The organism is Streptomyces antnestii (assembly GCF_004005495.1).
GTDB classification, from domain to species: Bacteria; Actinomycetota; Actinomycetes; order Streptomycetales; family Streptomycetaceae; genus Streptomyces; species Streptomyces antnestii.
The window spans coordinates 242695-261030 of the sequence record NZ_RZYA01000003.1; the positions used below are offsets into that span (position 1 = coordinate 242695).

At 68.9% G+C, this 18336-nt stretch carries 16 protein-coding genes and 1 tRNA gene; 10 read left to right on the forward strand and 7 right to left on the reverse strand.

Going from position 1 to position 18336, the window contains the following annotated elements; all coding sequences use genetic code 11:
• Window positions 1–108 precede the first annotated feature (108 nt).
• The 6 genes from EOT10_RS09010 (at window position 109) to EOT10_RS09035 (ending at window position 4702) form a co-directional block, all read left to right on the forward strand.
• On the forward strand, window positions 109–888 hold the full coding sequence (locus EOT10_RS09010) for a DUF881 domain-containing protein (protein WP_431313267.1): 780 nt from the start codon (window positions 109–111) through the stop codon (window positions 886–888).
• Between the two features lie 63 nt (window positions 889–951).
• Window positions 952–1674, forward strand: a complete 723-nt coding sequence (locus EOT10_RS09015; RefSeq protein WP_127827823.1) for a class E sortase — start codon at window positions 952–954, stop codon at window positions 1672–1674.
• Between the two features lie 31 nt (window positions 1675–1705).
• Window positions 1706–1864 carry a hypothetical protein gene (locus EOT10_RS09020; RefSeq protein ID WP_127827559.1) on the forward strand — a complete coding sequence of 53 codons (159 nt, stop codon included), beginning with the start codon at window positions 1706–1708 and terminating at the stop codon, window positions 1862–1864.
• Window positions 1864–2508, forward strand: a complete 645-nt coding sequence (locus EOT10_RS09025; RefSeq protein WP_127827560.1) for an aminodeoxychorismate/anthranilate synthase component II — start codon at window positions 1864–1866, stop codon at window positions 2506–2508. The genes EOT10_RS09020 and EOT10_RS09025 overlap by 1 nt, the downstream gene beginning before the upstream one ends.
• Window positions 2505–3863 carry a class E sortase gene (locus EOT10_RS09030; protein WP_127827561.1) on the forward strand — a complete coding sequence of 453 codons (1359 nt, stop codon included), beginning with the start codon at window positions 2505–2507 and terminating at the stop codon, window positions 3861–3863. The genes EOT10_RS09025 and EOT10_RS09030 overlap by 4 nt, the downstream gene beginning before the upstream one ends.
• A gap of 77 nt (window positions 3864–3940) precedes the next feature.
• Complete coding sequence (locus EOT10_RS09035; protein ID WP_127827562.1) at window positions 3941–4702, forward strand: class E sortase; 762 nt, start codon at window positions 3941–3943, stop codon at window positions 4700–4702.
• Between the two features lie 126 nt (window positions 4703–4828).
• Here EOT10_RS09035 and pknB read toward each other — a convergent pair whose 3' ends face one another.
• The 6 genes from pknB to EOT10_RS09070 all read right to left on the reverse strand — a co-directional run bounded on the left by pknB (window position 4829) and on the right by EOT10_RS09070 (window position 13059).
• Window positions 4829–6823, reverse strand: coding sequence for a Stk1 family PASTA domain-containing Ser/Thr kinase (gene pknB / locus EOT10_RS09040; protein WP_127827563.1), 1995 nt, complete (start codon window positions 6821–6823; stop codon window positions 4829–4831).
• A gap of 171 nt (window positions 6824–6994) precedes the next feature.
• Entirely contained in the window at window positions 6995–8458 is a 1464-nt protein-coding gene (locus EOT10_RS09050) for a peptidoglycan D,D-transpeptidase FtsI family protein (protein ID WP_127827565.1), read from the reverse strand.
• Window positions 8455–9903 (reverse strand): FtsW/RodA/SpoVE family cell cycle protein, encoded by a 1449-nt coding sequence (locus EOT10_RS09055; protein WP_127827566.1) that lies wholly within the window; start codon window positions 9901–9903, stop codon window positions 8455–8457. Before EOT10_RS09055 ends, EOT10_RS09050 begins: the two co-directional genes overlap by 4 nt.
• A gap of 26 nt (window positions 9904–9929) precedes the next feature.
• The gene (locus EOT10_RS09060; protein ID WP_189491405.1) at window positions 9930–11528 is read right to left on the reverse strand and encodes a Stp1/IreP family PP2C-type Ser/Thr phosphatase; all 1599 of its coding nucleotides are present in this window, start codon (window positions 11526–11528) and stop codon (window positions 9930–9932) included.
• A gap of 87 nt (window positions 11529–11615) precedes the next feature.
• On the reverse strand, window positions 11616–12140 hold the full coding sequence (locus tag EOT10_RS09065) for an FHA domain-containing protein FhaB/FipA (protein ID WP_127827568.1): 525 nt from the start codon (window positions 12138–12140) through the stop codon (window positions 11616–11618).
• 10 nt (window positions 12141–12150) lie between these two features.
• Window positions 12151–13059 carry an FHA domain-containing protein gene (locus EOT10_RS09070; RefSeq protein ID WP_127827569.1) on the reverse strand — a complete coding sequence of 303 codons (909 nt, stop codon included), beginning with the start codon at window positions 13057–13059 and terminating at the stop codon, window positions 12151–12153.
• Between the two features lie 613 nt (window positions 13060–13672).
• Here EOT10_RS09070 and EOT10_RS09075 point away from each other — a divergent pair.
• The 4 genes from EOT10_RS09075 to EOT10_RS09090 all read left to right on the forward strand — a co-directional run bounded on the left by EOT10_RS09075 (window position 13673) and on the right by EOT10_RS09090 (window position 17028).
• Window positions 13673–13756, forward strand: a tRNA-Leu gene (locus EOT10_RS09075).
• 365 nt (window positions 13757–14121) lie between these two features.
• Window positions 14122–15549: a DUF2252 domain-containing protein gene (locus EOT10_RS09080; RefSeq protein ID WP_127827570.1), complete on the forward strand. Its 1428-nt coding sequence runs from the start codon at window positions 14122–14124 to the stop codon at window positions 15547–15549.
• Between the two features lie 143 nt (window positions 15550–15692).
• Window positions 15693–16559, forward strand: coding sequence for a J domain-containing protein (locus EOT10_RS09085; protein ID WP_127827571.1), 867 nt, complete (start codon window positions 15693–15695; stop codon window positions 16557–16559).
• 139 nt (window positions 16560–16698) lie between these two features.
• A complete protein-coding gene (locus EOT10_RS09090; protein WP_127827824.1) occupies window positions 16699–17028 on the forward strand; it encodes a rhodanese-like domain-containing protein in 330 nt (109 codons plus the stop codon).
• A 12-nt stretch (window positions 17029–17040) separates the two neighbouring features.
• Here EOT10_RS09090 and EOT10_RS09095 read toward each other — a convergent pair whose 3' ends face one another.
• Window positions 17041–18174: an acyl-CoA dehydrogenase family protein gene (locus tag EOT10_RS09095; RefSeq protein WP_127827572.1), complete on the reverse strand. Its 1134-nt coding sequence runs from the start codon at window positions 18172–18174 to the stop codon at window positions 17041–17043.
• Between the last annotated feature and the right edge of the window lie 162 nt (window positions 18175–18336).

The window sequence follows — 18336 nt, forward strand, 5'->3', positions numbered from 1 at the left end:
CGCAGGGAACGTGGGCTGGCTCCGGGCAGCGTACAAGGGGAATCTCGGCGCTCCCCCGGGCGTCCGTTAGCGTAGTGCTTCCGCGGCGCTGAAGGAGATAAGGGTACGTTGAGCAATTCTGCCGACTCCCGGGAAGAGCCCCCTGGCGGGGGCCGCCCCCGCATGCGCCTGCGCCCTGTGCGCCTGCTGACCGTGGCCGTGTTCGCCCTGGCCGGGCTGATCTTCTTCACCAGTTTCAACACGGCCAAGGGCACCAACATCCGCACGGACGCCTCGCTCCTGAAGCTTTCCGACCTCATCCAGGAGCGCAGCCACAAGAACGGCCAGCTGGAGGAGTCCAACAGCGCGATCCGCGAGGACGTCGAGTCCCTCACCGAGCGCGGCGGCAGCAGCAAGGCCGACGACGCCAAGCTGGCCGCCCTGGAGAAGGCGTCCGGCACGAAGAAGCTGCGCGGCCAGGCCGTGTCGGTCACCCTCATGGACGCCCCGCCGAACGCCACCGCCAAGCTCCCCGGTTACCCCGAGCCCCAGCCCAACGACCTGGTCATCCACCAGCAGGACCTCCAGGCCGTCGTCAACGCCCTCTGGGACGGCGGCGCGCGCGGCATCAAGGTCATGGACCAGCGGCTCATCTCCACGAGCGCCGTGCGCTGCGTCGGCAACACCCTGATCCTCCAGGGCCGCGTCTACTCGCCCCCCTACAAGATCACCGCCGTCGGGGACCCGGAGAAGCTGAAGAAGGCCGTCGCCGTCTCGCCCCAGATCCAGAACTACATGCTCTACGTCAACGCGTACGGGCTCGGCTGGAAAGTCGAGGACGACGGGGCGGTGACTCTTCCCGGTTACTCGGGCACAGTGGATCTCCACTACGCGAAGCCCGTGAAGTAGAGGCCATGAAGTAGAAGCCCGCGAAGTAGCCGCGAGTACCCGCTGGGGAGGGGGCCTGTGTCGGTGCGAGTGGTCGTGAGGACGTTCAGCGAGCTGTGCATCACGGTCGGCGCCCTGATCGTGCTCTTCGTCGCCTACGTCCTGTTCTGGACCGGGGTGAAGGCCGACAGTGCCATGGACCACCAGATCGACAGCCTCCAGAGCCAGTGGTCCAAGGGCGCGGTGGCGGTCCAGCAGCCCCAGCAGCCCCAGCCGGCGCCCACGGCTACGGACACGGGTGACGACAAGGCCGCGGTCGATCCGCCCGCCCCCTACAAGGACGGCAAGCCCTTTGCCGTCATGTACATCCCGCGGCTCGGTTTCACGTGGAACAAACCGGTGCTCCAGGGCACGGGCGTCGACATCCTCAAGAAGGGCCTCGGTCACTACGCCGGCACCGCCCAGCTCGGCCAGAAGGGGAACTTCGCCGTCGCCGGCCACCGTCGCACCTACGGCGACCCGTTCAAGGACTTCCCCGAGCTGCGCCCCGGCGACGCGGTCGTCCTCACCGACGGCACGACCTGGTTCACGTACCGGATCGACACCAAGCCGTACAAGACCGTGCCCGGCGATGTCGCCGTGATCGACCCGGTGCCGCGCAAGTCCGGATACAAGGAGCCGGGCCGCTACCTCACGCTGACGACCTGTGAGCCGGAGTGGGGCCACAGTCACCGGCTGATCGTCTGGGCGCACCTTGACGCCACCCAGCCCGCGGAGGCCGGGAAACCGGAGGCCCTGCGCCGTTAGTCTGTTGCCGTACCGCGACGGAAGGGACGGCATGTACGGCTGGATCTGGCGGCATCTGCCGGGAAACACGTGGATCAGAGCACTGATCTCGCTGCTGCTCGTCCTCGTGGTGGTCTACGTACTGTTCCAGTACGTCTTCCCGTGGGCCGAGCCCCTGCTGCCCTTCAACGATGTGACGGTGAACAACTAGTGGGCGCGAGCAGCCGCATTCTCGTGGTCGACAACTACGACAGCTTCGTCTTCAACCTCGTCCAGTACCTCTACCAGCTCGGCGCCGAGTGCGAGGTCCTGCGCAACGACGAGGTGGAGACCCGGCACGCCCAGGACGGGTTCGACGGCGTGCTGCTGTCCCCCGGACCCGGCGCCCCCGAACAGGCCGGTGTCTGCATCGAGATGGTGCGCCACTGCGCCGCGACCGGCGTGCCCGTGTTCGGCGTCTGCCTCGGCATGCAGTCGATGCAGGTCGCGTACGGCGGTGTCGTGGACCGCGCGCCCGAGCTGCTGCACGGCAAGACGTCCCTGGTGCGGCACGAGGGCAGGGGCGTCTTCGCGGGCCTTCCGAACCCGTTCACGGCGACCCGCTACCACTCGCTCGCCGCCGAACCGGACACCGTCCCCGACGAGCTCGAGGTCACGGCGCGTACCGAGGACGGCATCATCATGGGCCTGCGCCACCGTGAACTGCCGGTCGAGGGCGTGCAGTTCCACCCCGAGTCCGTCCTCACGGAACACGGCCATCTGATGCTGGCCAACTGGCTGGCCGCCTGTGGCGACAAGACCGCGGTGGCACGATCGGCCGGGCTCGCCCCGGTCGTGGGCAGGGCCTCGGCGTGACCGCCCTGCGCCCCGAGCGCGAGGGAGCCTCGTACGAGCAGGAACCGTACGAGGCTGCCGGTGCGTTCGAGGCGGCGGTCCAGCGGCTCGACGACCCGCTGAACGATCCCCTGCCGGGGCAGGCCGCGCAGGCCGCGCAGGCGGGTCAGATGGGGCAGCCGGGTCAGCCGGGGCAGGAGGGGCAGCACCCCTCGCCGTGGTTCCGTGCCGGCGACGCCGCGCCCCAGGCGGCCGCAGAGGAACTCCGGCCCACCCATCAGACCCCACCCCAGCCCGAGCCCCAACCCCAGCCCGAGCCCCAACTCCAGCCTCAGCAGCCGCTGGTGCGGGAGTGGTACGACCCCCAGCCCCAGCCGCAGCCCCAGACTTACGCGGAGCCGCCCCCGCAGCTTGTCGCGGACGACGAGACCATCGCCCTGAGGACCTCGGACACCCGGCGAGCAGCGGCAAGTGAGCCCGCGGCGGACCCGGAGCCTGTGGTGATCGGAGGCAGGGCCGCCCGCAGGAGGGCCGCAAAGCACGGCGGCCGGCACTCGGCGGCAGCCACCCAGGCCGCGCACGCCGGACGCGCCACACAAGCCACCAAGACCACCAAGGCCGGTGAGGACGCCGAGGCCGGTGAGGCCGACGACTCTCCGCCCCTCAGCCGTCTGGAGGCGCGCCGTGCCGCACGCGCGCGCAGACCCAGCACCGGTGAGGTCGCCAGCCGGGCGATCGGCGAGGTGTTCATCAGCATCGGCCTGCTGATGCTGCTCTTCGTCACCTACCAGCTGTGGTGGTCGAACATACGGGCTCACGAGCAGGCGGGCAGCGCCGCGCACCACCTTCAGGACGACTGGGCGAACGGCAAGCGCAAGCCGGACAAGTTCGCGCCGGGCCAGGGCTTCGCGATCATGCACATACCGAAGCTCGACGTCGTCGTGCCCATCGCCGAGGGCATCAGCAAGACGACGGTCCTGGACCGCGGCATGGTGGGCCACTACGGCAAGGACAGCATCCAGACGGCGATGCCGGACGCGAAGACCGGCAACTTCGCGGTCGCCGGGCACCGCAACACGCACGGCGAGCCGTTCCGCTACATCAACCGCCTTCAGCCGGGCGATCCGATCGTCGTCGAGACGCAGGACACGTACTACGTGTACAAGATGACGAGCATCCTTCCGCAGACCCCGCCGAGCAACACGTCCGTCCTCAACCCGGTGCCGCAGGGCTCCGGGTTCACCGCTCCGGGCCGGTACATCACGCTGACCACGTGTACGCCCGAATTCACCAGCACGTATCGAATGATCGTCTGGGGCAAGATGGTCGAGGAACGGCCGCGCAGCAAGGGGAAGCCGGACGCGCTCGTGCAGTAGCGGGAGCGGAAGCGCCGGCGGTGCGGACGTGAGGCAGCGGGACACGCAGGGGCAGCAGGCACGGCACAGGACAGGACATGGACGGGGCACGATCAGTGGCAGCGAAGACCGACACGGACAAGGGGGCTGAGCGGACCGGCGAGGCCCCGCCCGCGCCACGACGACGCAGGGGCCGCGGCCGTATCGCCGCCGCCGTCAGCGTCTTCGGTGAGCTCCTCATCACGGTGGGCCTGGTACTGGGCCTGTTCGTGGCCTACTCGCTGTGGTGGACGAACGTGCTCGCGGACCGTGCCGCGCACAAGGAGGGCGACAAGGTGCGTCACCAGTGGTCCGACCCGGGCCCCGGCGCGCTGGACACCAAGGGCGGCATCGGCTTCCTGCACGTGCCGTCGATGAAGAACGGTGAGGTGCTCGTCGAGAAGGGCACCTCTTCGGAGATCCTCAACGAGGGTGTCGCCGGCTACTACACCGACCCGGTCAAGTCCGCTCTGCCGGCGGACGCGAAGGGCAACTTCGCGCTCGCGGCCCACCGGGACGGGCACGGCGCGAAGTTCCACAACATCGACAAGATCAAAAAGGGCGACCCGATCGTCTTCGAGTCGAAGGACAAGTGGTACGTCTACAAGGTGTACGACATCCTCCCCGAGACGTCGAAGTACAACGTGAAGGTCCTCAGCGCGGTCCCCAAGGAGTCGGGCGTGAAGAAGCCCGGCCGCTACATCACGCTGACGACGTGCACGCCCGTCTACACGTCCACGTATCGCTACGTGGTGTGGGGCGAGCTGGAGCGGATCGACAAGGTCGACAGCAAGCGGACGCCTCCGCCGGAGCTGCGCTGACGAGCCCACGCATCGAACAGGGCCCACGCACCACATAGACGCGCCCACGCAACCGCGTAAAAGAAGAGAGCCCCGGTTCCGCAGACGCGGTGCCGGGGCTCTCTCGTGGTGCCTGCTTCGGTGGCGCTACTGGCCGGTGAGGCCTCCGAAGATTCCGCCGCCGTTCCCGTTACCGCCGTTCCCGTTGCCGCCCTGCTGGGTGGTGAACAGGTTGACGGTGTCTCCCTTGTTCACCGGGGAGTTGGGGGCGGGCTGGCTGGTGACGACCGTGGAGTTCGGGTCGTTCGACGAGCCGGGCGCGAGCGCCACGTTGAGGCCCAGGTCCTGCAGCTCCTTCTGCACGTCCTTGAGCTGCTTGCCGGCGATGTCACCGGGCACCGTGATCTGCTCGGGGGCCTTGGCGATCTTCAGGGCGACCGTGGAGCCGGGCTCGGCCTCCGAGCTCGGCGCGAGGCTCTGCGAGAAGACCTTGCCGGCCTCGACCGTGGCGTTCGCCTCCTCGGTGCAGCTGGCCTTGAGGTTGCTCGCCTCGAGCTGCGCCGTGGCCTCGGCACACGTCTTGCCGGAGACGTCCGGGACCGTGACGACCGTCTTCTTCTTGGCGACGGTCAGGGTGATGGTGCTCCCCTTCTGGACCTTGCCGCCGTGCGGGTCCTGGTTGATCACGACGTTGGGAGTCTGGTTCGACTCCTTGGTCTCCTTCGTGACCTGGAAGCCCTTGTCGGTGAGCTGCGTCTCGGCCTCGCTGAAGTCCAGGCCCCGCACGTCGGGCACGTCGACCTTCGGCGCCCCCGTGGACACCGTCACCGTGACCGTGTCGTTCTTGTTGACGTCGGTTCCCGCGGCCGGGTTCTGCGAGCAGATCTGGCCCTTGGGGTACTTCTCGCAGGGCCCCTTCTTGGAGGCGTCGATCTTGAGGTTCACGTTGTCGGCGGAGAGCTTGGCGTCGGGGACCGTCTTGCCGACGAAGTTGGGCGCCTTGAACGGGTCGTTGCCCCCGCTGCTCCCCTCCATGAAGAACTTGCCGATCAGGATCGCGCCGACCAGGACGAGGAGGCCCGCAAGAGCGAGCAGGATCGTCGACGTGCGGTTCTTGCCCGGGTTCGAGCGGCGCCGGTCGGGGCGGTCGTCGTAGCCGTAGCCGCCGTCGTCCGGGTTGACCGGGGGCAGCATCGACGTAGCAGCGCCGCCGCCGTTCTGCGGGCGCAGCATCGCGGTCTGCTGGTCGTCCGGGTGGCCGCCGTAGCCGACGGCGCCGAGCGCCGCGGTCGCCGCGACGGGCTGCCCGTCCAGGCACGCCTCGATGTCGGCCCGCATCTCGTCCGCGGACTGGTAGCGGTAGTCCGGGTCCTTGGTGAGGGCCTTGAGGACGATCGCGTCCATCTCGGGCGTGATCTCACCGTCGAAGACGCTCGGCGGCTGCGGCTCCTCCCGCACGTGCTGGTACGCGACCGCGACCGGGGAGTCGCCCACGAAGGGCGGCCGCACGGTCAGCAGCTCGTAGAGGAGGCAGCCCGTCGAGTAGAGGTCGGAGCGCGCGTCGACCTGCTCGCCCTTGGCCTGCTCCGGGGAGAGGTACTGGGCGGTGCCGATCACGGCGGACGTCTGCGTCATCGTCATGCCGGAGTCGCCCATGGCGCGGGCGATGCCGAAGTCCATCACCTTGACCTGGCCGGTCCGCGTCAGCATGACGTTCGCCGGCTTGATGTCGCGGTGGACGATGCCTGCCCGGTGCGAGTACTCGAGAGCCTGGAGGATGCCGATCGTCATCTCCATGGAGCGCTCGGGCAGCAGCTTGCGCCCGGAGTGCAGCAGCTCACGCAGCGTGGACCCGTCGACGTACTCCATCACGATGTACGGGATGGAGGTCCCGTCGATGTAGTCCTCGCCTGTGTCGTACACGGCGACGATCGCGGGATGGTTGAGCGAGGCGGCCGACTGGGCCTCCCGGCGGAACCGGGCCTGGAACGACGGATCACGCGCGAGGTCCGCGCGCAGCGTCTTCACCGCCACGGTGCGTCCGAGCCGGGTGTCATGGGCGAGATAGACCTCCGCCATGCCACCACGGCCGAGCACCTGGCCCAGCTCGTACCGGCCGCCGAGGCGACGCGGCTCTTCCATGGTTACCTACCAGCCCTCTCCGTCGGTCCCGACCGTCACCCGTGTGGGGTCGGGCGGTGTGCTGTCCGGGCATACCGTACCCGGCCTGTCCTGGCTGACCTGCCCGAGACCGTCACCCGATACAGGACCGGTATCGCAACGTGCACCGTTGTGAAGGAGACGTGAGCGGTCTCACTTCTTGGCGAGGACAGCCTCCATCACGCTCTTGGCGATCGGCGCGGCCAGGCCGCCACCGGAGATGTCGCCACGGTTGGCGCTGCCGTCCTCGACGACGACGGCCACTGCGACCGGCGAGCTGCCGTCCTTGGCCTTCGCGTACGAGAGGAACCAGGCGTAAGGCTTCTCACTGTTGTTGAGGCCGTGCTGGGCGGTACCCGTCTTGCCGCCGACCGTGTAGCCGGGGATCTGCGCGTTCGTACCGGTGCCCTCGCTGACGACCGTCTCCATCATCGACTGAAGGATCTGGGCGTTCTTCTGCGACAGCGGCTGGCTCATCTTCTTCGGGGTGTGCTGCTCGATGACATCCAGGCTCGGGGCCTGCAGCTGGCTGACCATGTACGGCTCCATGAGCGTGCCGTCATTGGCGACGGCGGCGGCCACCATCGCCATCTGCAGCGGCGTCGCGGCGGTGTTGTACTGGCCGATCGAGGACAGCGCGGTCTGCGACGTGTTCATGTCCTTGGAGAACACGGACGGGTTCGAACGGACCGGGGTGAACTGCTCCTTGTTGAAGCCGAACTTCTCCGCGGTCTCCAGCATCTTGTCCTTGCCGAGGTCCGCGCCGATCTTGCCGAAGACGGTGTTGCAGGAGTAGCGCAGGGCCACCCGCAGCGTCGCGTCCTTGCAAGGGATGTTGCCCTCGTTCTTCAGCGGCGTGGTCGTGCCGGGCATGATCCAGGGAAGCGGGGTGTTCGTCTTCTCGTCGGCGTTCGTGTACTTGCCGTGCTCCAGGGCCGCCGCCGCCGTCACGATCTTGAACGTGGAACCCGGCGGGTACGTCTCGCGCAGGGCGCGGTTCGTGAGCGGCTTGTCCTTGTCCTTGTCGAGCTTCCCGAAGGTGTTGCCGTCCTTCTGCATGATGCCGGCGAACGACGACGGGTCGTACGAAGGCGTCGACGCCATCGCGAGAATCGCACCCGTCTTCGGGTCGATCGCGACGGCGGCACCCTTGCCCCGGTTCTTCAGACCGTCGTACGCGGCCTTCTGCGCGGCGGCGTCGAGGGTGGTGACGACATTGCCACCCTCCTTCTTCTTGCCGGTGATCATGTCGAGGGTGCGGCGGAAGAACAGCCGGTCGTCGTTGCCGGTGAGGATGCCGTCCTCGATGGACTCGATCTGGCTCGCGCCGACCAGCTGCGAGGCGTAACCCGTGACGGGCGACCACATCGGCCCGTCCTTCCAGGTCCGCTTGTACTTGAGGTCGGTGCCGTCCGTCGCCACGGAACCCGTGATCGACTTGCCGTCGACGATGATGTCGCCGCGCGGCTGCGCGTAACGCTGGATCGCGACGCGCGGGTTCTGCTTGTCGGACTGCAGCTTGTCGGCCTGGGCGTACTGGAGCCAGTTGTCGCGGATCAGCAGGGCGAGGACGAGGAGCCCGCAGAAGATCGCGATCCGGCGCAGGGGCTTGTTCACGGTCGGACCACCTGGGTCATCTCGGCGTCGGGGCTGGGGGCGGGAGCGGGCGCCGGACGGCGCGCGGTGTCACTGATGCGGATCAGGATGGCGATCAGAGCCCAGTTGGCGATGACGGAGGAACCGCCGGAAGCGAGGAACGGCATGGTCATACCGGTCAGCGGGATCAGACCCATGACACCGCCGGCGACCACGAAGACCTGGAGTCCGAAGGCGCCGGACAGGCCGACGGCGAGGAGCTTGCCGAACGGGTCGCGGGCGGCAAGGGCGGTGCGGATGCCGCGCTCCACGATCAGGCCGTAGATCAGCAGGATCGCCATGATGCCGGCCAGGCCGAGCTCCTCGCCGAAGGTGGCGAGGATGAAGTCGGAGTTGGCGGCGAACCGGATGAGCTCGGAGTGACCCCGGCCGAGGCCGGTGCCGAGGGTGCCGCCGGAGCCGAAGGCCCACAGTGCCTGCATGGCCTGCTCGGAGTGGACGACGCCGTCGTGGACGCCGGACCGGCTGAGCGTGTACTCGCGCATCGGGTCGAGCCAGGCCTGCACACGCGTCTTGACGTGCGGTTCGAAGCTGGCCACGCCGACCGCGCCGGCCGCGGACATCAGCAGACCGAAGACGATCCAGCTGGTCCGCTCGGTGGCGACGTACAGCATGATGACGAACATTCCGAAGAACAGCAGCGACGTACCGAGGTCGGTCTCGAACACCAGGATGAGGATCGAGATCATCCATACGACGATGATCGGGCCCAGGTCGCGGCCGCGCGGCAGGTAGATGCCCATGAAGCGGCGGCTGGCGAGGGCCAGCGCGTCCCGCTTGACCATCAGGTAGCCGGCGAAGAAGACCGCCAGCACGATCTTCGCGAACTCACCGGGCTGGATCGAGAAGCCGGCGACCGAGATCCAGATCTTGGCGCCGTAGGTGATGTTGGCACCGAGGCCCGGGACCAGCGGGAGCAGCAGCAGGACCAGCGCGCCGACCATGGAGATGTACGTGTAGCGCTGCAGGACGCGGTGGTCCTTGAGGAAGATCAGTACGACGACGAAGAGGCCGATGGCCAGCGCGGTGTACAGCAGCTGGCGCGGCGCCGCGCTGCCTGCCTGGTGGATCGACTTGAGCAGCTTCGACTGGTCGAGCCGCCAGATCACCACCAGGCCCAGTCCGTTGAGGAGCGTGGCCAGCGGCAGCAGCAGCGGGTCCGCGTACGGCGCGAACTTGCGCACGACGAGATGGCCGACGCCGGCGAGGAGGCCGAGGCCGAGCCCGTAGCTCAGCAATCCGGCGGGCACCTCGTTGTTGAGGGCCAGGCCCACGTTGGCGTAGGCGAACACCGGGATGACGACCGCGAAGACCAGCAGCGCCAGCTCGGTGTTGCGGCGGCTGGGCGCACCGATCGAACCGATCGTGGACGTGTGGTTCGTCGACGGGTTGGTAGTACTGCTCATCGTGTGTCTGGGCCCCTCACGGCTGCTTACTGCTTACCGCACAGCGGGACCAGCTTCTGCTCTTCCTCCGAGAGGCTGGGGCCAGGTGTGGGCGTCGGTGCGGTCTTGGACTTGGCCGTTCCGGACGGCGTGGGTGTCGGCGTGGCTGTCGGACTCGGCGCTGTCTTCGCCGAGCCGCGCGACGTGGTGAAAGACGTCTTCGTGGCACCAGTGGTGCCACCCGCCTGACCCTCGCCGGTCTTCGCGTTCTGCTCGTTCTCCGCCTGACGGCGCTCCGCGTCCTTCTTGCAGGCCGAAGCCTGCAGCGAAAGCTCGCTGACCTTGTCCCTGGCCTCACCGAAGCTGCCCTCGGTGATCGTCGCCTCGACCTGCTTGCGCTGATACGGCGGCAGGTACTTGAGTTCGATCTCGGGGTGGTCGTTCTCGACCTTCGACAGACTCACCCACGCCAGGTCCTGGCTGATCCCGCGGTACAGCGCCACATGCGACTCGTTCGAACCGACGTAGTACTGCGTCTGCGTCCAGCGGTACCCGCCGTACAGACCGCCGCCCACGACGGCCAGCGCCAGCACGGTGTAGAAGGACCGCTTCAGCCACTTACGGCCACGCCGCGGCTTGACGAAGTCATCGTCCCCGTACGCGCCGAAACCCCCCTCAGGAGCGTAACCGGCCGGATCCCCGCTGCCGGGCGGCCCGAACTCGCCGCCGCCCTGCCCCGGCACCTGCCTGCCCGCCCCGCGGCCGAGCTCCGACGCACGGCCCGCCGGCGTCTGCATGGCGCCGCCGTCGTGCAGCTGGTGCTGCTGGTTCTCCGCGACCGCGCCCACGATGACCGGAGCGTCGGACAGCTGACCCGCGAGCGTGTCACCACTGTCGATATCCAGGACGTCCGCCACGATCACCGTGATGTTGTCCGGGCCACCGCCGCGCAGCGCCAGCTGGATCAGATCCTGAACCGTCTCCTGCGGGCCCTGGTAACTGGCGAGCGTCTCCTCCATCGTCTGGTGGGAGACGACGCCGGACAGGCCGTCGGAGCAGATCAGGTACCGGTCGCCGGCCCGCACTTCACGGATCGACAGGTCGGGCTCGACGTGATCGCCACTGCCCAGCGCGCGCATGAGGAGGGACCTCTGCGGGTGCGTGGTGGCTTCCTCTTCCGTGATGCGGCCCTCGTCGACGAGACGCTGCACCCACGTGTGGTCCTGCGTGATCTGCGTCAGCACACCGTCGCGCAGCAGATACGCGCGCGAGTCACCGACATGCACGAGACCGAGGCGCTGCCCCGTCCACAGCAGAGCGGTCAGGGTCGTCCCCATGCCCTCGAGCTGGGGATCCTCCTCGACCATCATCCGCAGCTGGTCGTTGGCCCGCTGCACGGCGGTGCCGAGCGAGGTCAGGATGTCGGATCCGGGCACGTCGTCGTCGAGCGCGACGATCGTCGAGATCACCTCGGACGAGGCGACCTCTCCGGCGGCCTGACCGCCCATGCCGTCGGCGATCGCGAGCAGCCGCGGACCGGCGTAACCGGAGTCCTCGTTCCCCTCGCGGATCATGCCTTTGTGCGATCCGGCGGCGAAGCGCAGTGACAGACTCATGCGCACCTCGCCCGTCGGCTCCGGGTACATCCGCACGGTGCCCACCCTCCGGTCGGGAGCGCGCTCAGGTCTTGGGTGACCGCGTCGGCTCGCTCGCTCCGCTCGCTCATTGTCGTACTACTTCCGCAGCTCGATGACGGTCTTGCCGATGCGGATCGGCGCGCCCAGCGGAATCGGCTGCGGAGTGGTCAGCCGGGACCGGTCGAGATACGTGCCGTTGGTGGACCCGAGGTCCTCCACGATCCACTGGCCGTCCCGGTCCGGGTAGATCCTGGCATGCCTGCTCGACGCGTAGTCGTCGTCCAGCACGATCGTCGAATCGTGCGCACGGCCCAGCGTGATGGTCTGGCCCTGCAGCGCCACCGTGGTGCCCGTGAGGGTCCCCTCGGAGACGACGAGCTTCGTGGGGGCGCCACGGCGCTGCCGCCCGCCACCCCCGCCGCTGTTCTGCTGGGCGCGCTGTTGCGGCGGTGCGGCCTGGCGGGCAGCGGTCTGCTGCCGCCCGCTGTCACGACGCGACCCCCGCTGGGTGACGCGCGTACCGAACAGGTCGCTGCGGATGACCTGGACGGCCACGATCACGAACAGCCACAGAACGGCCAGGAAACCCAACCGCATGACCGTCAGGGTCAGCTCTGACATTGCCCCCGCTTCACCCTTCGGCTTGCCGGTAAATGATGGTGGTGCTGCCCACGACGATCCGCGAGCCGTCGCGGAGCGTAGCGCGGGTGGTGTGCTGCCCGTCCACCACGATGCCGTTGGTGGACCCGAGATCCTGGATCGTCGAGGGCGTTCCGGTCCGAATCTCACAGTGCCGGCGAGAGACGCCGGGGTCGTCGATCCGCACATCGGCTTCGGTGCTGCGGCCGAGGACCAGCGTGGGACGCGAGATCTGGTGGCGTGTGCCATTGATCTCGATCCAGTGACGCACCTGCGCGCCGGGCAGCGGACTCGCGCCGCCCCGCGGCCGCGCACCCGCCGGAGCCTGCCCGGGACGTCCCGGAGGCGGCCCCGCAGGCATCGGCGGAGCGCCCGCCGGCGGCTGGGAGTATCCCGCGGCCGCGTTCGCCGCCGGCGGGTAACCGTAGCCTCCGCCCGCCGCCGGGGGCGCCGAAGCGGGACCCCGGCCGGGCTGCGGCTGCGACTGCGCATGCGGCGACTGTGGTGAGGACTGCTGCTGGCTCGTGCTCGACGCGAGTGTTCGGCTGCGCACCCGGTACAGACCCGTGTCCAGGTCTTCCGCCTTCTCCAGATGGACCTTGATCGGTCCCATGAAGGTGTAGCGCTGCTGCTTCGCGTAGTCGCGAACCATCCCGGACAGCTCGTCGCCGAGCTGACCCGAGTACGGGCTGAGGCGCTCGAAGTCCGGCGCGCTCAGCTCCACGATGAAGTCATTGGGGACGACGGTCCGCTCGCGGTTCCAGATCGTCGCGTTGTTGTCGCACTCGCGCTGGAGAGCGCCGGCGATCTCGACGGGCTGGACCTCGGACTTGAACACCTTGGCGAAGGTGCCGTTGACCAGACCTTCAAGACGCTGCTCGAACTTCTTCAGGACTCCCATGGGGCACCTCCTCCTTCGTTTTCGTCCTGGTACTGCTTACTGATCGTATCCACGCGCCGGGAAATCGGCTGGTTCCCCCTGTCAGCCCGGTCGACGAGTGTCGACCCTCACAGCTGGATCGTAGAGGGGGCCCCTGGACAGTGTCCCGCACGCGGCGGTGGACCTGTGAGGGGACGGGGAAGGCGGATCGGAAGCGGATCCGTGAGGGGCGGGAATCGTCGGGGAGTGGCGGGGCGCGGAGCGGTGGGGCGGCGTGGGGGACGCGGGGGCGGGCTGAAGGTGAGGAAAGGGCAGGAAAGGGGTGAAGAGGGAGTGAGGGCGGGGCGGGGCAGGGAGGGGCCGGCGAAAGGGGGGATGGGGAGAGGAGGCGGGCAGGGGGATGAGGGCTGGGCGGTTCGTCATGTCTCGGAGCCGTTCCGTCGAGATGTGCCGGATGCGCTCTGACGTCGTTGGACGCGCGGGTTGCGAGGTCAGCGGGGGTGGGGCTCGGGTGCGGCTGCCCGGCAGGCGCCCGAGGAAACGGATGTGAATCCACCCTCTGCAGCGTGCTAATCTTCTGGATGTCGGAAGGCGCTCACCCCGAAAGGGCGAGGGGCCGGAAGGCACACCCAATGCGCGGGTGGCGGAATAGGCAGACGCGCTGGATTCAGGTTCCAGTGCCCGAAAGGGCGTGGGGGTTCAACTCCCCCCTCGCGCACAAGTCAGAAGCCCCGCAGATCTCAGATCTGCGGGGCTTCTGCGTTTTCCGGATCAGGTCGGACGGTGCCGGATCAGGTCGGACGGTGCCGGATCGGGTCGGACGGTGCCGGATCGGGTCGGATGAGGTCTGTGGGTGGGGTCTGCGGGTCGGTCTGTCGGGGTGGGGGCGCGGGGCGTGGTGGGTGGCGGCTCCGTGAGGACAATCACAGTGATTGTTTGACGGGTGGTCGCGCCCGGGCCCGGGGTCGCTCGGTTTTCCACAGTCGCGAGGTTGTCCACAGGCTCTGACGGGCTTCGGCCGACGACGGTACGGTCGTGGCCAGTTGATGTTCACAGACGTCAGACACGGGGGAGGCGGTCCACGTGACCGAGCTCGACACGACGGTGCCGGTCCAGGGAGAGGAGCCCACGGCACGGCGGCTGCCGACCGTCCAGGGGTTCGCTGTACGGCCCTCCTCCGGATCACCCAGACAAGAGGGCAAGGCCCTGCGCGACCGCGTACCGCGCTCCGCCCACGCGACCCTCACCCTGCACCCCGCCCGCCCCGACGCCGTCACCGCGGTCGAGGAGTCCAACCGCGGCCGCATCGAAGAACTCACCCCGATACGCGTCGGCAGGATGGCGGCGACCCCGTTCGCGTTCCTCCGAGGATCCGCCGGCCTCATGGCCCACGACCTCGCCGGGACACCCGTCACCGGCATCGGCGCCCAGATCTGCGGAGACGCCCACGCGGCGAACTTCGGCCTATACGCCGACGCCCGGGGCGGACTCGTCATCGACCTCAACGACTTCGACGAAACCGCGCACGGCCCCTGGGAATGGGACGTCAAGCGACTCGCCACCTCACTCGTTCTCGCCGGGCGCGAAGCCGGAGCCGACGAGGACACCTGCCGCCAGGCCGCGTACGACGCGGTCGGCGCCTACCGCCGCACCATGCGCCTGCTGGCCCGACTGCCCGCACTCGACGCGTGGAACGCGATAGCCGACGAGGAACTCGTCTCCCACACCGACGCCCACGACCTCGTCGGCACGCTGGAACGCGTATCCGAGAAGGCGCGCAACAACACCAGCGGCCGATTCGCCGCCAAGTCCACCGAGCTCGCCGAGGACGGCACGCGCCGCTTCGTCGACGCACCACCCGTACTGCGCCGCATACCCGACGAGGAGGCATCCGCCGTCGCCGCCTCACTCGGCGACTACCTGCAGACACTCTCCGAAGACCGCCTCCCCCTGCTCGGCCGGTACGCGATCCAGGACGTCGCCTTCCGCGTCGTCGGCACCGGAAGCGTCGGCACGAGGTCGTACGTGGTGCTGCTCCTCGACCACCGGGGAGAAGCACTTGTGCTCCAGGTGAAGGAAGCGCGGCCCTCCGCCCTGCTGCCGCACCTGCCCGCGGCCGGATTCGAGACGCCGCCGGTCGTCCACGAGGGGCGGCGCGTGGTCCTCGGGCAGAAGCGGATGCAGGTCGTCAGCGACATCCTGCTCGGCTGGACGACCGTCGCCGGACGGCCCTTCCAGGTAAGGCAGTTCAGAAACCGCAAGGGAAGCGTCGACCCGGCGGCACTCGGCGCCGACCAGATGGACGACTACGGCCGTATGACAGGCGCGCTCCTCGCCCGCGCCCACGCACACAGCGCGGATCCGCGACTGGTAGCCGGCTACTGCGGCAAGAACGAGGAACTGGACGAGGCCATCGCCCAGTTCGCAGTCACCTACGCCGACCGCACGGAACAGGACCACACGGCACTGGTCAAGGCCGTGCGGGAGGGGAGGGTGCGGTCTGAGGTCTGAGGTCTGAGGTCTGAGGTCTGAGGTCTGAGGGTTGAGGGTTGAGGGCTCAGGGGCTGGGGGGGAGGGGGGAGGGGGGAGCCCCCAGAACTGCGTGAAGGTGTGCGTTGAGCTGGCCCGGTCGGCCCGTGCCCTAGGCTGGACGGGTGACGACCCCGGAAGCCGAGTCGACCCCGTCCGAGGCCCCTGCTGCAGAGCCGCAGGGGCAGTCCGCTGGTGGGGGGCGGCCCGAGGAGCGGCTTGAGCGGGCTGTGCTCGCCGCCGAGCAGGCGCTGATCGAGTACGAGATCGCGGTGGAGACGTTCCGGGTCGAGGTGGAGAATTTCTCCCGGCTGCACCACCAGAAGCTCGGCCCCATGTACACGCGTCTGGACGAGCTGGAGGCGCAGATCGCCGAGGCGGTCGCCGCGCGCAGTGGTGATCCGGAGGATCTGCGTAAGGCGGACGAGGCCCGGGCGCGCGTCATGCCCATGCCGGCGGTCGAGGAACTGTTCGACCTGTGGATGGACGGGGACGGGCTGTCGCCGGAGGCTTCCGCGATGCTCACCGATCAGCCGGTGAGGCCGCCGCAGCGGGTTCGGCCGAGTGACGAGGCGCGCAAGCTCTACCGGGAACTCGTCCGCAAGGCGCACCCCGATCTGGCGCAGGACGAGCAGGACCGCGCTCGGCGTGACGAGTTCATCGTGCGGGTCAACGCCGCGTACGGACGCGGTGACGAGACCATGCTGCGGGAGCTGTCCGACGAGTGGGCCGCGGGGCCTGTGCCTGAGGCGCGTAAGCCGAGCCCGAGCGAGGAGCTCTACGAGCGGCTCGAGTGGCTGGCGCAGCGCAAGGAGCTGCTGACGGCCGTCGCGCAGGAGCTGGAGGAGAGCGCGATCGGCGCGATGCTGCGGATGGCTCCGGACGACCCCGACCGGTTGCTCGAGGAGATCGCGGAGCAGCTGCTCGCGCAGGTCGCCGAGCGTGAGGCGGAGCTGCAGCGGCTGGTGGGCGAGCAGGCTGCCGGTAGCTGAGCCGAATGGTTCGGCCCGGTTGGCCCGGTCGTGCGGTCGTGTCCTGGGCGTGCCCTCGGGCTTTCGTCGACGTGCTGAGGGGTCGCCGCTGGGGCCGGTGGGGTCGGGTAGCGTCGGGGGTATGCATTTCGGATCTGGTGTGCCCACGGTTGAGGTCGGCGAGCTCGTGGACGGGGACTTTCTCCTTGATGTCCGTGAGGACGATGAGTGGCAGGCGGGCCATGCCGAGGGTGCGCTGCACATCCCGATCAGTGAGTTCGTGGCGCGTTACGGCGAGCTGACCGAGGCCGCTCCTCAGGACGGCCGGGTCAATGTGATCTGCCGGTCCGGTGGGCGTTCCGCGCAGGTGACGATGTATCTCGTGCAGCAGGGCATCGACGCGGTGAACGTGGACGGTGGCATGCAGGTGTGGGCCGCCGCGGGGCGGCCCGTGGTGGACGGCAAGGGCCAGGCGGGCTTCGTGCTCTGACCCTTGCGTGGGTCAGCCGAGGGGGTGGGCGGCCAGGAGGTCGCCGAGGGTCTCCTCGTGAGCGGCGGCGGGGCCCAGCGACAGTTCCAGTTGTTTGGCCCAGGCGTGGTAGCGGTGCAGCGGGTAGTCGGTGTCGGCGCCGAATCCTCCGTGCAGGTGCTGTGCGGTCTGGACGACGCGTCGTACGCCGTCCGATGCCCAGATCTTGGCTACGGCGATGTCGCCCGACGCGGGGAGTGGTCCGCCCTCTCGGGTGCCGATGCGCCAGGCGGCCTGCCAGAGGGTGGCTTCCATGGCGCGCAGGTCGATGTATCGGTCGGCGGCCTGGACCGCGACCGCTTGGAACGTGGCCACGGGGTGGCCGAACTGTTCGCGCTTGCCCGTGTAGTCGCCGGTCATGCGGAGGACGCTTTCGCCGAGGCCGAGCGCGAGGGCGCAGGTTCCGGTGGTGAGGAGCTGGTGCAGCCGGTCCCAGGCTTCGTCGGTCTCGATGATGTGGTGGGCGTCGAGGCGTACGGCGTCGAGGTGGAGTTCGGCGAGGCGTTCGCCGCTGGTGGAGATCTGTTCGGCGAGGGTGAGGCCCTGGTGCGGGCGGGGCACCACGGCGATGACGGTGCTTCCTTGTGGGGTGTGGGCGGGTACGGCGATGTGGTCGGCGTTGTGGGCCCAGGGAACGGCGGTCTGGGTGCCGTCGAGGATCCAGGTGCCGGCGTCGTGGTGTGCGCTGACGGCGAGTTCGGCCGGGTCGTGTCCGGTGCGGCCCGCGGAGGCGGCCGTGAGGATGAGTTCGCCGTTGGCTGCTCCGGGGAGGATCCGCTTCTTCAACTCGTCGCTGCCGTACGCCTGTACGGCGACGGCGGTCGCGGTGTGTTCGAGGAGGGGGACGCGGGCGAGAACCTTCGCGGATTCCCGGAGGACCAGGCAGAGGGCGATCGCGTCCAGGCCGGCGCCGCCGTGTTCGGGGTCGAGCAGGAGGCTGAGGAGGTCGGCGTCGGCGAGTTTCGACCAGAGGGCTCGGTCGAAGTCGTCGGCAACGGCACCCGGGGTGAGGGCCGGGCTCGGCACGCTGTCGGGCGCGACGGGGCCGAATACGGCCTTGGCCGCCTCGACGGCCGCCTGCTGTTCTTCGGTGAAGGTGAAGTCCACTGCCCTGTCCTCCCGTGCACCGGTTCATCGTGACGACCGCCGTGATCTGGCGACGGCGCGATCTGACGGTGCGTCAAGATAGAACAGGTTCTACGAGAAGGGAATACGAGGGCAAGTAGGCATGCGTGGTGCGCCCGTTGGGCCCGTTGAGGGTGCTTGCCC